Origin of the sequence: Labrys neptuniae (assembly GCF_040797145.1) — a bacterium.
GTDB classification, from domain to species: Bacteria; Pseudomonadota; Alphaproteobacteria; order Rhizobiales; family Labraceae; genus Labrys; species Labrys neptuniae.
Genome location: NZ_JBFNQD010000001.1, coordinates 1,021,982 through 1,034,910, shown reverse-complemented (window position 1 = coordinate 1,034,910; position 12,929 = coordinate 1,021,982). Strand labels below are relative to the sequence as shown.

Sequence of the window (12,929 nt, the reverse complement as noted above, 5' to 3'; positions counted from 1 at the left end):
CATGGCATATTATCACGTGATGGTGAGCATATAAATTCACTGCATCGATCGCCGCATGCGATCCCCATTCCGTGATGCAGGTACGCCATGACCTTTCTTGCCAGGATCCCCGTTGCCGAGGCCTCGCTGATCGAGGCTCATTGGAAATCCACCATCGAAAGCCGGGTTTCGGCCAATCATTTCGATCCTTCGCATGTCCTGTCGGACGCCGAAATCGGTGAATTGGTGCGGCTGGCGACTCTGGCGCCCTCTGCCTACAATCTGCAGAACTGGCGCTTCATCGTGGTGCGCGAGAGGCCAGCCAAGGAACGCCTGCGCGCAGCCGCCTATGGCCAGGCCAAGGTGAGCGAGGCGGCCGTCACCTTCATCGTCTGCGGCACATTGGCGGGGAGCGTCGATCTCGGCGCAAGGCTGCGTCCGTCGGTCGAGGCGGGTCTGATGCCTGCTGCCATGGCGGAGGGCTGGGTGGAGGCCGTCCGCCGGCAGTTCTCCGGCAACGCCCAGGCCGAACGCGACGAGGCGATCCGTTCCGCCAGCCTGGCAGCGGCCATGCTGATCCTGGCCGCTTCGGCTTCCGGTCTCGCCTCGGGGCCGATGACGGGCTTCGATGCCGAGGCGGTCAGGGCGGCGTTCGGCCTCCAGCCGGACGAGGTTCCGGTGATGCTGGTTGCCGTCGGCCGGGCCGCTGACGGCAACGGGCCACAGAAGCCGAGGCGTCCCCTGGAAGAAGTGATGGTGCTGTCATGAGCAATCTCAGCCAGGCCTCCTCGGGCGGCATCATGGGCTATGGCCGTTCTTTCGACGTGCTGCTCACGGCCATCGCGCCAACTGTGTGGGGCAGTACCTATATCGTCACCACGCAGCTTCTGCCTCAGGGCTATCCCATTACCGTGGCGATGCTGAGGGCGCTTCCCGCTGGCCTGCTGCTGATGATGCTGGTCCGGCAATTGCCGGCAGGGCATTGGTGGTGGCGGGTCGTGGTCCTGGGTGCCCTGAATATCGCCTTCTTCCTGACCATGCTGTTCATCGCGGCCTATCGCCTGCCGGGCGGTGTGGCAGCGACCATCGGCGCCATCCAGCCCCTGATCGTGATTTTTCTGACACGCGCCGTGCTGGGCACGCCGGTGCGCTTGGCAGCGATCGCGGCAGCTCTGGCCGGTCTTGCCGGGGTCGCCTTGCTGCTCATCGCGCCCAGGAGCGTGGTGCTGGATCCTATCGGCATCATTGCGGGCCTGGCCGGAGCGGTCTCCCTGGCGCTGGGCACGGTGATGAGCCGGCGCTGGCAACCGCCTGTCTCGACCCTGACCTTCACCGCCTGGCAGCTCACGGCGGGAGGCGTCCTGCTGATACCGGTGGCATTGTGGCTCGAGCCGCCTCTGCCGGCGCTCGGCCTGCAGAACGTGGCGGGCTTTGCCTATCTCACCCTGATCGGCGCGGCGCTGACTTACATGCTCTGGTTTCGCGGCATCGCCCGGCTCGGACCTTCGGCCGTGGCTTCCCTGAGCTTCCTCAGTCCGCTGACGGCCGTGGTGCTGGGCTGGGGCCTGCTCGGCCAGTCACTCACCCTGCTGCAACTTTTCGGCATGGCCGTGGTGGTTGGCAGCGTTTGGCTGAGCCAGATGGTCCAGGCCGGACCTGCGAGGACATGACGGAGTAGCCCTGCAGTATACGGATGTATTCAGTAGCGAAATGGCGGCCGGTGGCCGCCATTTGCCGTCTGCAGATCCGTTGGCGCGACGCGCCGATCAGGCCGGCACGGGCGCATCCTCGCGCAGCAGGCCTTCGCTCTTGAGGTCGTCCCAGAGCGCCGCGGGGATCTTGGCGCCCATGATCTCGGCGTTGCGGGTGACTTCCTGGGGCGACTGGCCGCCGGGGATGACGGAAACCACCTGGGGATGGCCGAGCGGGAATTTCAGCGCGGCCTCGACCAGCTTGACGTGATGGGCAGCGCAGACCTGCTCGATCCGGGCGACCCGGTCGAGGATCGCGGGAGGCGCCGGATCGTAATTGTAGAAGGCGCCCGGGCGCGGGCCCGTTGCCAGGATGCCGGAATTATAGGGGCCACCGAGCACGATGCCGATCTTCTTCTCCACGCAATAGGGCAGGAAGCTGGTGAGGGCATCCTGTTCGAGCAGGGTATAGCGGCCGGCGATCAGGAAGACGTCGAAATCGCCGGCGCGAGCCAGGGTCTCGGCCACCTGCCATTCGTTGATGCCGGCGCCGATCGCCTTGACCGTACCTTCGCTGCGCAACTGCTCGAGCGCGCGATAGCCGCCCTCCATCAGCTCCTTGATGCGCTGGTCGGAAGCCTCCTTCGAGCCGTGGGTGAAGATGTCGACGTCGTGGGCAAGCAGCACGTCGATGGTGTCGATGCCGAGGCGCTCGAGCGAGAATTCCACCGAACGCATCACCCCATCATAGGAATAGTCGTAGATCTGCTGGCGCGAAGGCGTGTCGAAGAACTTGCCGATGCCGGTGCGCTGATCCGGCGGCACAACCTTGAGCAGGCGTCCGATCTTGGTGGAGAGGACATAGTCCTCGCGCTTGCGCCGGCGCAGCAGGGGATTGAGCCGCGTTTCGGCGAGGCCGAGGCCGTAGAGCGGCGCGGTGTCGAAATAGCGGATGCCGGCATCCCAGGCGGCATTGACGGTGAGCGCGGCGACGTCCTCGTCGAGGGCCCGGTAGAGATTGCCGAGCGGAGCGGTGCCGAAGCCCAGCTCGGTGAAAGGGATCACCGCGCCGGAACGGCTGGTATGCTTGCGGATGGCGAATTTGCTGTCGGGCGATTTACTTGTCATGGCCTCTCTCTTCACAGATCTTCGAACAGGGTGGGATTTTCAGCGGCAAAGGCCACCAGTTCCGTGATGACGGAATCGAGATGCGCCTCCATGGCGCTGGCCGCGGCATCGGCGTCACCGGCACACAGGGCCGTGACGATGGCCTGGTGGTCGACCAAAGTAAGGGCTATGTGCCGGGGCGAGGAGAGCAGGCGGCGGACGCGATCGAGATTGGCGCGGGCCGCCTCGACGGCTGCCTTGACGCGGGCAAAGCCGAGCGCGTCGAGCAGGGTGAGGTGGAATTCGAGGTCGAGCAGATGGAAGCCGCGGCGGTCACCGGCCTGGGCAGCCGCCTGCTGGTAGCGCAGATTGCGTTCGAGGCTTTGGAGCAGCGCATCTTTGTCATTCCCGGCGAGCGGGGCACGAGCTTTGCTCGTGGCCGCCAGGGAAGGGGATCGAGGGGCGCAGGTGATCTCTTTTGGCCCCTGGATCCCCTTCCCGAGGCCTTCGGCTTCGCCGGGGATGACATGACCCACAGGCGTTGCCCGATACCCCAGCGCGAGCGTACGCACTGCCTGCGACTCCAGCGCGCGGCGGATGAACATGCTCTGGCGCACTTCGGCGAGGCGGATACGCGAGACTCGGGTGCCGCGCTGCGGCAGGATCTCCACCAAGCCCTCGCTTTGCAGGCGGGCCAAGGCTTCGGAGACCGGAAAACGCGACACGCCAAGCCTTTCGCAGATGGCAAGCTTGTCGATGTCTTCCCCCGGCGCGAGTTCGAAGCCGATGATGGCTTCCCGCAGAACCGCCAGCACGCGTTCCGTCGTGCCGCCGCGGCCCGTAAGGCCGAGTGGCTCGAGGAAGGCATAAGAGGCTTTGACGGCAACGTCTGGCATGCTAACATGTTAGCAATGCCCGTTGGCTTTGCCTAGAGCAAAGCGCGGTTTCTCCGAACCGCACTTTTTCTCTAGCTCTTTGTTTCGACGCGTCTTTGCGATTCTGGGTGACTCCGTCAAATCGCAAAACGCTACAGCTCCCTTCAACTGGATGTCGTCATGCAGATCGTTCCCGAAACCGCCCGGACCTTGCGCCTCAATGCCAAGGACAATGTGCTCGTCGCCATCGATGTGATCGAGCCCGGAGCAGTGGTGGAAAACGTCGCGGCGCTGCAGCGCGTGCCCAAGGGGCACAAGATCGCCGTCGCGCCGATCGGCGAGGGCGAGCCGATCGTCAAATTCGGCCAGATCATCGGCTTCGCCTCGCAGGCGATTGTGCCGGGCTCCCATGTCCATTCGCATAATTGCGAGTTCCATGCCTTCGAGCGTGACTATGCCTTCGCCGAGGATGCCCGGCAGGAAGCGATCCTGCCGCTCGATCAGCAGGCGACCTTCCAGGGCTATCGCCGCCCCAACGGCAAGGCCGGCACGCGCAATTATGTCGCCATCCTCACCAGCGTGAACTGCTCGGCCTCGGTGGCACGCTTCATAGCGGATGCCTTCAACCAGTCCGGCATCCTGGCCGACTATCCCAACATCGACGGCGTGGTGCCCTTCGTACACGGAACCGGCTGCGGCATGGCCGACAAGGGCGAGGGCTTCGAGATCATGAAGCGCACGCAATGGGGCTACGCTTCCAATCCGAACATTGCCGCTGTGCTGCTGGTGGGCCTGGGCTGCGAAGTCTTCCAGATCGGCCGCATGAAGAGCGAATATGGCATCGTCGAGGGCGACCATTTCCAGACCATGACGATCCAGGACACCGGCGGCACGCGCAAGACCATCGAGCAGGGCATGGAGCGCATCAAGGCGATGCTGCCGCTGGCCAACCAGGCCAGGCGCGAGACGATCCCTGCGTCCGAACTGATCCTGGCGCTGCAATGCGGGGGCTCGGACGGCTATTCCGGTATTTCCGCCAATCCCGCCCTCGGTGCTGCCGCCGACCGCCTGGTGCATCATGGCGGCACGGCCATCCTGTCCGAGACGCCGGAGATCTATGGCGCCGAGCACCTGCTCACCCGCCGCGCCGCCAGCCGCGAGGTCGGCGAGAAGCTGGTCGAGCGCATCAAGTGGTGGGAAGAGTATACGGCCAAGAACAACGGCTCGATGGACAATAATCCGTCCCCCGGCAACAAGGCCGGCGGCCTGACCACCATTCTGGAAAAGTCGCTTGGCGCCGCGGCCAAGGGCGGCACGACGACACTGACCGCCGTCTATGAATATGCCGAGCCGGTGAAGGAGAAGGGCTTCGTCTTCATGGACACGCCCGGCTATGATCCGGTGTCTGCCACCGGGCAGGTTGCGGGTGGCGCCAATGTCTTGTGCTTCACCACCGGCCGCGGCTCGGCCTATGGCTGCAAGCCGACGCCGTCGATCAAGCTCGCCACCAATTCCGACATCTATCGCCGCATGCAGGACGACATGGACATCAATTGCGGCGATGTGCTGGAGGGCATCTCGATCGAGGAGAAGGGCAAGGAGATCTTCGACAAGATCCTGGCCGTCGCCTCGGGCGAAAAGTCGAAGTCGGAAGAACTCGGCTACGGCTCCAACGAGTTCGTGCCTTGGCAGGTCGGCGCGACGATGTGATTTTCGGATCGGGCGGGATTGCACGTGGCTTGTCATTGCCGGGCTCGACCCGGCAATCCAGTGCCTCAGGCTTGCATCTGGTAGCCTCTGGATACCCGGGCCAAGCCCGGGTATGACAAATTCCGCGCCGTTCTCCGCTTAAAGACATCTGCCATGCCTTTCATCGCCCATAATGGTCATCGTACCTTTTACCGGACGGTCGGTTCCGGCCCGCTTGTCGTGCTGCTGCACGGGCACCTGCTCGGCTCGCAATGCTGGCTCGATGGCGGCTTTGCTGAGGTGTTCACCCGTGACCACACGGTGGCCTTGATCGACGCACTCGGCCACGGCCAGAGCGACAAGCCGGCAGATCCTGCAGCCTATCGCCTGAAGGAACAGGCGGGCAGGGTCGTCGCCGTCATGGATGCGCTCGGCTTCGAGACAGCCGATGTCATCGGCCACTCGATGGGGGCCTGGACGGGGGCCGGCATCGCACGGCAATGCCCTCATCGGCTGCGATCCCTGACGCTCGGTGGCTGGGACCCGGTCAAGGGTGTTGCCGCCGCCTTTCCGCCCGGCTTCGAGGGACCGCTGCATTTCGACCAGGTACTCGAATTGGCGCAGGCGATGGTGCCTGATCTGGTCTCGTGGGTGAGGCCCGAGGATGAACCGGGTTTGCGGGCGAGCTGGGATGCGCTCGCCGAGTTGGACGGGTTGGCGCAGACGCTGGCGTCGATCCGGATACCATTGCTGCTTTGGTGCGGCAGGGGTGACATTCGGGGCAGCCACATGCAGGCCTTCGCCGATCGCCAAGGCTTGGAGATGATCTGGACCGCCGGAAACCATAACAGCGTCGTCTATGAACACGCTCCCGAAGGGGCTCGCGCAATTCGCGCCAGGCTCGATATCGGGGTACGTGGTGAGGGTGGGAGCGAGCCGACGCCGGGGGGGGCTTCAGGCGCGATACGCGCCTGAAGGGAACAGCCCCGCCTTATCGGGCTTGATCTTGATGTTGTCGAAGACCTGTCACTGCGCCGGCGGGATCGCGCAGTCGTCGGAATCCTGTTCACCGGATTGCTTGCCGCAGTTCAGATAAGCCTGGAAATCCTTGACGCGGCTCTGTGTCAGGCCGGCGGCGCAGGTGTTGAAGTTCATCGGGTTGATGCTGCCGCCGGCCGAGCGTACTGTCGACAGGGTGCATTCGGAATCGCGAAACGCGACCCATTTCTTCTGGGCGTCGATGAGCAGCTTCTTGGTGTCGTCGTCGCCCTTCAGGCGCGCTTCCATCTGCCTGTAAAGCTTGTTCAGATTATCATCGACCGCTTTGAGATCCTTTGCGGAGCAATCCGTGAGCTCTGCCTGGCTCTGAGCCTTCTTGTAGCAGGCATCATCGGCCTGGGCGGCCGAAAGCGGAATGAAAGCCGCAAGTCCTAGGATGGTCGCAAGCCGCGCAGTGCGTTGGCGCATCGTCTGTCTCCTGCAATTGGCGGCGTAAAACTCGCTCATCGATGCACTTTTTTCAATGCCGTTCATTGCTAAAAACTTGAGAGCCTGCCTCTTTTTCTTTCTCTCTTCTGTCATAGGAGCCTGGCACGGGGGCGACTCCGCGATCACGTCTCACGCTTTTCCGGCACGGCCAGAAAGGCCAGCAAAGCGAGCGCTGCGATGATGGCGGCCGCGAAGAAGGGCGCGCCGGGCAGTTCGATCACCGCCTCCTTGCCGGCGAACACGCCGAAAAGCTGGGTCGCCATGGCCGGGCTCAGAATGGCGGTGATGCCCATCAGGCCGGAAATCGCGCCCTGCAACTCGCCCTGCGCATCGTCGTCGACCTGATGGGACATCATCGCGTTGATGGCAGGCATGGCAATGCCGGCGAGGCTTGAAAAGCCCAGCAGCGCGTAGATCATCCAGCCCCGGTTGGCCAGGCCATAGGCGACCAGCACCACCGCCTCGAGCGCCAGGCAGATCGCGGCGGTGCGCCATTCGCCGAGATGCCGGATGATGGCGCCGACCAGGCCGCCCTGCACGATGCCGGTGATCACGCCGAAGGCCGCCAGCGACAGGCCGACATAGAACTCGCTCCAGCCATAGCGGTAGATCGTGTAGTAGGCCCAGATGGCCGGGTAGACATTGTTGGCCAGGAAATGCAGGAACAGCACCAGGCCGGCACCGAGCAGGAAGGGATGGTGGCGGAAGGCGATCAGGGTGCCGAGCGGGTTGGCGCGGGACAGCGCGAAGGGGCGGCGCTTTTCGGGCGGCAATGTCTCCGGCAGCACGAAATAACCATAGACGAGGTTGGCAAGCGACAGGGCTGCCGCAGCGAAGAAGGGGGCACGCGGGCCCAGCCCGGCCAGCAGTCCGCCCAGCGCCGGACCCAGTGCGAAGCCGACACCGAAGGCCGCGCCGATCATGCCGAAGGCCTTGGCGCGCTCCTCGGGCCTGGTGATGTCGGCGATGAAGGCATTCGCCGCGCTGTAGGAAGCTCCGCAAATGCCGGCGATCAATCGTCCGAGGAAGAGCCAGGCGATGGTCGGGGCGAAGGCCGTGAGCAGATAGTCGACGCCGAGGCCGCCGATGGAAAGCAGCAGGATCGGTCGGCGCCCATGCGCATCGGAGAGATTGCCGAGGATCGGGCCGAACAGGAACTGCATGGCCGAATAGGCCACGAAAAGCCAGCCGCCGATCACCGAGGCCCGGGCGATGTCGACATGGGCGACACCCTCGATCAGGCGCGGCAGCACGGGAATGATGATGCCGAGGCCGATCATGTCGATCAGCACCGTGATCAGCACGAAGGTGAGGGCGTGAGGACTGCTCCGGGTTTCAATCGTCTTGGCTTCGCTCATGATGACGCCTATCTCAGCGGCAGCTGCAATTCGGTTGCGCTTGTGGTGGCGGCCGAAGACGCAGGCAAATCAAAATGCAACTGTCGTGCTGGGCTGCCCCGCCGTATCGCGGAACCGGCAAGAACCCGACCATATCAGGGCTGTCCTTCTACCTGCCGGTGGGCGAACCGCGCAATCGACAAGGCTGGAGGCCGTGGGATTGGTTCTTGCTTGGCGCAATCGCGCAACAATCGTAGAGAGAGCGCGATTGCGTCTGTCTGCCGCTGCAGCGAGGCAAGAGCGTCTTGTGATTTGGCGGAATCGCCAAGGATGGCAAAGACGCCCTGCCCAATCCGTCGGATTGGCTTGGAAACAAAGATCTAGAGCACGGAGGCGTTTCCGTTTAAACGCGCTTTGCTCTTGGAACGAGGGAATAGAGGATGTCGACGGATTGGAGCGGAGATCTGACCACGGTGATTCCGCCGGATCACCCGCTGCGCGGGCGCGTGGTGCCGCCGGGCTCCAAGTCGATCACCAACCGAGCCCTGCTGGTGGCGGCGCTGGCCAAGGGAACCAGCCGCCTGACCGGGGCGCTCAAGAGCGACGACACCCGCTACATGGCCGTGGCGCTGCAGGCCATGGGGGTCACCGTCGAGGAGCCCGGTGCAACCAGTTTCACCGTCACGAGCTCCGGCCGTCTGACCAAGCCGGCAGCGCCCCTTTTCCTCGGCAATGCCGGGACGGCTACTCGCTTCCTCGCCGCCGCGGCAGCCCTGGTCGACGGCGATGTCGTGGTGGATGGCGATGCCCATATGCGCAAGCGCCCGATCGCGCCGCTGGTCACGGCCCTCGGTACCCTCGGCATCGCGGCGGAGGCGCCGACAGGCTGCCCGCCGGTCACCGTACATGGCAAGGGCAGTTTCGGGGCAGGGCGGGTCGAGATCGACGCGGGACTGTCGAGCCAATATGTGTCCGCCCTGCTGATGGCCGCCGCCTGCGGCAAGGAGCCGGTCGACATCGTGCTGGCGGGCGGCAAGGAAGGCGAGGAGATCGGCGCCCGTGGCTATATCGACCTGACACTGGCCACCATGCGGGCTTTCGGGGCGGAGATCGAGCGGCCTGATGCCCGGACCTGGCGCGTGTCGCCGACGGGCTATCGCGCCACCGACTATCTGATCGAGCCGGACGCCTCCGCCGCGACCTATCTGTGGGCCGCCGAGGTGTTGACGGGGGGCGCCATCGACCTTGGCGTGCCTGCCGAAGCCTTTACCCAGCCTGACGCCAAGGCCCATGCGCTGATCGCGGCCTACCCGCATCTGCCGCCGGTGATCGACGGCTCGCAGATGCAGGATGCCGTGCCGACGCTGGCCGTTCTGGCCGCCTTCAACCAGACGCCGGTGCGCTTCACCGGCATCGCCAATCTGCGCGTCAAGGAATGCGACCGGGTGGCCGCGCTGGCCGACGGCCTGACCCGCATCCGTCCCAATCTCGCCCGCGAGGAGGGCGACGACCTCATCGTCGCCTCCGATCCTGGGCTCGCGGGCCAGACATTGCCTGCCTCGATCGACAGCTATGCCGATCATCGCATTGCCATGAGCTTCGCCCTGGCGGGGCTGAAGATCCACGGCATTTCCATCCAGGATCCGGGCTGTGTCGCCAAGACCTATCCCGGCTACTGGCAGGCGCTGGCCTCGCTCGGGGTGCAATTGGAGGAAGGCCGCGCGTGAAAGCAGGCTGAAGCGGGGGCAATGGCGTGACGATGACGACTTCCCCCGTGCTCAAGCCCGCCATCGTCTGGTTTCGCGACGATCTTCGCCTGCGCGACAATCCTGCCTTGCATGCCGCCTGCCAGACCGGCGTTCCCGTGATCTGCCTCTATATCCATGAACCAACGGGCGAAGGACGGCGGCCTGGAGGCGCGGCTCTCTGGTGGCTGCACGGCTCGCTTGCGGCGCTGGATGCGGACCTTCGTGCAAGAGGCGGACAGTTGCACGTCCTCGCCGGCGCAGCCGGCGAGGTTTTGAAAACGGCTGTAGACAAGATCGATGCCGGCGCCGTCTACTGGAACAGGCGCTATGATCCGGCAGGGCGGGACATCGATACGCAGATCAAAGCGGACCTGCGGGCTCGCGGCGTCGACGCGCATAGCTTCAATGGTTCGCTCCTGAGCGAACCCTGGACGATTTCCTCTCAATCGGGTGAACCCTATCGCGTCTTCGGGGCCTTTTGGCGGGCTTTCCAGCAAAGAACCGTCGAACCTCCCTTGCCGGCACCGCCCGCATGCGCCTTTGCGCCGCTTCCGGAAGAGGCTGCCCAGCACTTCAGCTATCCAACCGGTCTCGAGCCCGATCCCCAGCGCCCCGATTGGGCCGTGGCGATGCGCGCCGACTGGACGCGCGGCGAGGCGGCGGGCCTCGCCTGCCTCCAGGACTTTCTCGACGAGGATCTCGCCGGCTATGCCGACAATCGCGATCGTCTCGACGCCAGGACGACGTCGCGGCTTTCGCCCTATCTGCACGCCGGCAATGTATCCGCGCGGCAACTTTGGCATGCCCTGTCGGCCCGGCAGCATCGTGGCATGGCGGCCGGCGATCGCGATGCCGAGAAGTTCCGGTTGGAACTCGGTTGGCGGGAGTTTTCCTATTCCCTTCTCTACCACTGTCCGTCCTTGCATGAGCGCAATCTGCAGCCGGATTTCGACGCGATGCCCTGGCGTCGGGGCCACGAGGATCTCGGCGCCTGGAAAAAGGGCATGACCGGCTATCCCGTCGTCGACGCCGCCATGCGCCAGTTGTGGGCAACCGGGTGGATGCACAACCGTGCCCGCATGATCGTGGCCTCCTTCCTGGTCAAGCATCTGCTGATCGACTGGCGGGAGGGGGAGCGCTGGTTCTGGGAAACTCTGGTCGATGCCGATCCGGCCAACAATCCGGCGAGCTGGCAATGGGTCGCCGGTTCGGGCGCCGATGCCGCGCCCTATTTCCGCATTTTCAATCCGGTGACCCAGGGCGAGAAGTTCGATCCTGACGGTACCTTCGTGAAGAGGTGGCTGCCGGAACTCGGGCGCCTCGCCGCTCCCTTCATCCATCGGCCATGGACGGCCTCGTCCACGCAGCTCGCCGCCGCCGGCATTCACCTCGGCAAGACCTATCCCTTTCCGATCGTCGATCACAAGATCGCTCGCGAAAGGGCGTTGGCGGCTTGGCGCTCGCTGCGTAGCTAAAGCTTGTATGGCCGAGGCCTGAACCAGGATCTGCAGCGACGTCGCAGCCCCTACCGCGACCGCGTTCTTGCCGCTAGGTTGAGGCCCGCTGAGTCTGAAGGGGGGAGCCATGACGGAGTTGAACAGCGCGGTTGCCTTGGCCGAGGCGATCAGGAACGGCAAGGCATCCGCGCTCGAAGCCGTCGAAGCGAGCCTAGCGCGATCGACCCTGGCGCAGCCGAGGATCAATTGCTTCACCGAGATCTATGCCGATGAGGCACGCGAGCAGGCCGCCAGCATCGATGCTCTGCCCCTAGCCGAACGGGCGGCACTGGCCCTGTGCGGCGTGCCTGTTGGTATCAAGGATTTCACGCCGATCGCCGGCAAGCTGACGACCTTCGGCTCGAAGGTCTTCCGCGACCATGTCGCCGAGCACGATCCGGTGATCGTGCGCCGGCTGAAGGCGGCCGGTGCCGTGATCGTCGGCCATACCACCACGCCGGAATTCGCCTATTCCGGCAATACCCAGAGCCCGCTGTGGGGCATCACCCGCAATCCCTGGAATACCGAACTCAGTGCAGGCGGCTCGTCCGGCGGCTCGGGGGCGGCGGTCGCCGCCGGCTGCGTGATGCTGGCCGAAGGCACCGACATGGGCGGCTCGGTGCGCATTCCCGCTTCTCTGTGCGGCGTAGTCGGATTGAAGCCGAGCTTCGGCCGCATTCCGATGGATATCTTGCGCACGCAATATGACACGCTCGCCCATTTCGGACCGCTGGCGCGTTGCGTCGACGATGCCGCCCTGTTCCTCGCCGTCAGCGAGGGGCCGGATGACGCGGATGCCCTGTCGCTGCCTGCCCTGCCGCCGGCTTTTCCCGTCGCATCGACGCCGGCCCGACCGCGTCTTGCCGTGTCGCTCGATCTCGACACCCATGCGATCTCGGATGAGGTCGCCGACCTCTTCCATCGCCTGATCGACGATCTTGCCCGGTCCGGTGCCGAGATCACCTGGGTGAAGACGCCGTTCAGCGTGCAGTCGGTCCTCGATTGGGAGGATCTGTGGGCCTATTGCTTTGCGGGCGATGTCGGCTATCTCCTCGAACAGCATCGCGGCGACCTCGATCCGAACGTGGTCGCGCTGATCGAGGCCGGTCGCAAGCTCGATGCCGTCAAGCTGCGGGCCATCGAGCACCGGCGTACCGCTCTGTGGCGGGCCTTTGCCGATGTGCTCAAGGGGTACGATGCCCTGCTGTGCCCCACCACCTGCACGACTGCACCTTTTGCCGATCCGGCCCGGCGCGAGCGTGACGAAATCCTGCCCGACGGTCGTTTCAAGTCTGTCGACATGACAGGCCATTTCAACCTGACCAGTTCGTGCCCCGTCATTTCCGTGCCGATGGGTCTCGGCGCCAGCGGCATGCCGGCCGGCGTGCAGATCGTCGGTCATCGCCATGACGATCGCGGCGTGCTGGCGCTGGCCAAATGGGTCGAGGGCCTCAGGCCTCCGGCTTTCCCGTCCGCCGCCTGACACGTTCCAGAACACATCCTTCAAGAAAGCCCTGCA

At 64.7% G+C, this 12,929-nt stretch carries 11 protein-coding genes; 7 read left to right on the top strand and 4 right to left on the bottom strand.

The window, feature by feature from the left end:
• Positions 1-87 precede the first annotated feature (87 nt).
• Complete coding sequence (locus ABXS05_RS04965; protein WP_367623129.1) at positions 88-747, top strand: nitroreductase family protein; 660 nt, start codon at positions 88-90, stop codon at positions 745-747.
• Entirely contained in the window at positions 744-1,649 is a 906-nt protein-coding gene (locus ABXS05_RS04960; RefSeq protein WP_367623128.1) for an EamA family transporter, read from the top strand. Before ABXS05_RS04965 ends, ABXS05_RS04960 begins: the two co-directional genes overlap by 4 nt.
• 96 nt (positions 1,650-1,745) lie before the next feature.
• Here ABXS05_RS04960 and ABXS05_RS04955 read toward each other — a convergent pair whose 3' ends face one another.
• Together ABXS05_RS04955 and ABXS05_RS04950 are read right to left on the bottom strand one after the other, a co-directional pair.
• Positions 1,746-2,798 carry an aldo/keto reductase gene (locus ABXS05_RS04955; protein WP_367623127.1) on the bottom strand — a complete coding sequence of 351 codons (1,053 nt, stop codon included), beginning with the start codon at positions 2,796-2,798 and terminating at the stop codon, positions 1,746-1,748.
• An 11-nt stretch (positions 2,799-2,809) separates the two neighbouring features.
• On the bottom strand, positions 2,810-3,673 hold the full coding sequence (locus ABXS05_RS04950; protein WP_367623126.1) for a GntR family transcriptional regulator: 864 nt from the start codon (positions 3,671-3,673) through the stop codon (positions 2,810-2,812).
• Between the two features lie 159 nt (positions 3,674-3,832).
• Here ABXS05_RS04950 and ABXS05_RS04945 point away from each other — a divergent pair, with 159 nt between their 5' ends.
• Both ABXS05_RS04945 and ABXS05_RS04940 read left to right on the top strand, forming a co-directional pair.
• Positions 3,833-5,362, top strand: coding sequence for a UxaA family hydrolase (locus tag ABXS05_RS04945; RefSeq protein ID WP_367623125.1), 1,530 nt, complete (start codon positions 3,833-3,835; stop codon positions 5,360-5,362).
• A gap of 153 nt (positions 5,363-5,515) precedes the next feature.
• The gene (locus tag ABXS05_RS04940; RefSeq protein WP_367623124.1) at positions 5,516-6,316 is read left to right on the top strand and encodes an alpha/beta fold hydrolase; all 801 of its coding nucleotides are present in this window, start codon (positions 5,516-5,518) and stop codon (positions 6,314-6,316) included.
• A 51-nt stretch (positions 6,317-6,367) separates the two neighbouring features.
• Here ABXS05_RS04940 and ABXS05_RS04935 read toward each other — a convergent pair whose 3' ends face one another.
• The gene (locus tag ABXS05_RS04935; protein WP_311935285.1) at positions 6,368-6,922 is read right to left on the bottom strand and encodes a lysozyme inhibitor LprI family protein; all 555 of its coding nucleotides are present in this window, start codon (positions 6,920-6,922) and stop codon (positions 6,368-6,370) included.
• A 29-nt stretch (positions 6,923-6,951) separates the two neighbouring features.
• A complete protein-coding gene (locus tag ABXS05_RS04930) occupies positions 6,952-8,187 on the bottom strand; it encodes a TCR/Tet family MFS transporter (protein ID WP_367623123.1) in 1,236 nt (411 codons plus the stop codon).
• A gap of 419 nt (positions 8,188-8,606) precedes the next feature.
• On the opposite strand from ABXS05_RS04930, the gene aroA reads away from it, so the two are divergent.
• From aroA to ABXS05_RS04915, 3 genes are all read left to right on the top strand, one after another.
• Positions 8,607-9,893 carry a 3-phosphoshikimate 1-carboxyvinyltransferase gene (aroA, locus tag ABXS05_RS04925; protein WP_367623122.1) on the top strand — a complete coding sequence of 429 codons (1,287 nt, stop codon included), beginning with the start codon at positions 8,607-8,609 and terminating at the stop codon, positions 9,891-9,893.
• Between the two features lie 32 nt (positions 9,894-9,925).
• The gene (locus ABXS05_RS04920; protein ID WP_367623121.1) at positions 9,926-11,389 is read left to right on the top strand and encodes a cryptochrome/photolyase family protein; all 1,464 of its coding nucleotides are present in this window, start codon (positions 9,926-9,928) and stop codon (positions 11,387-11,389) included.
• Positions 11,390-11,498: 109 nt separating this feature from the next.
• The gene (locus ABXS05_RS04915) at positions 11,499-12,893 is read left to right on the top strand and encodes an amidase (protein ID WP_367623120.1); all 1,395 of its coding nucleotides are present in this window, start codon (positions 11,499-11,501) and stop codon (positions 12,891-12,893) included.
• The last annotated feature ends 36 nt before the right edge of the window (positions 12,894-12,929 follow it).

Bases quoted from the DNA above. Each gene is read 5' to 3' on its own strand.
- ABXS05_RS04965 (WP_367623129.1), top strand. From the start codon at position 88: ATGACCTTTCTTGCCAGGATCCCCGTTGCCGAGGCCTCGCTGATCGAG.
- ABXS05_RS04950 (WP_367623126.1), bottom strand. From the start codon at position 3,673: ATGCCAGACGTTGCCGTCAAAGCCTCTTATGCCTTCCTCGAGCCACTC.
- aroA (WP_367623122.1), top strand. From the start codon at position 8,607: ATGTCGACGGATTGGAGCGGAGATCTGACCACGGTGATTCCGCCGGAT.
- ABXS05_RS04945 (WP_367623125.1), top strand. From the start codon at position 3,833: ATGCAGATCGTTCCCGAAACCGCCCGGACCTTGCGCCTCAATGCCAAG.
- ABXS05_RS04920 (WP_367623121.1), top strand. From the start codon at position 9,926: ATGACGACTTCCCCCGTGCTCAAGCCCGCCATCGTCTGGTTTCGCGAC.
- ABXS05_RS04940 (WP_367623124.1), top strand. From the start codon at position 5,516: ATGCCTTTCATCGCCCATAATGGTCATCGTACCTTTTACCGGACGGTC.
- ABXS05_RS04930 (WP_367623123.1), bottom strand. From the start codon at position 8,187: ATGAGCGAAGCCAAGACGATTGAAACCCGGAGCAGTCCTCACGCCCTC.
- ABXS05_RS04935 (WP_311935285.1), bottom strand. From the start codon at position 6,922: ATGACAGAAGAGAGAAAGAAAAAGAGGCAGGCTCTCAAGTTTTTAGCA.
- ABXS05_RS04955 (WP_367623127.1), bottom strand. From the start codon at position 2,798: ATGACAAGTAAATCGCCCGACAGCAAATTCGCCATCCGCAAGCATACC.
- ABXS05_RS04960 (WP_367623128.1), top strand. From the start codon at position 744: ATGAGCAATCTCAGCCAGGCCTCCTCGGGCGGCATCATGGGCTATGGC.
- ABXS05_RS04915 (WP_367623120.1), top strand. From the start codon at position 11,499: ATGACGGAGTTGAACAGCGCGGTTGCCTTGGCCGAGGCGATCAGGAAC.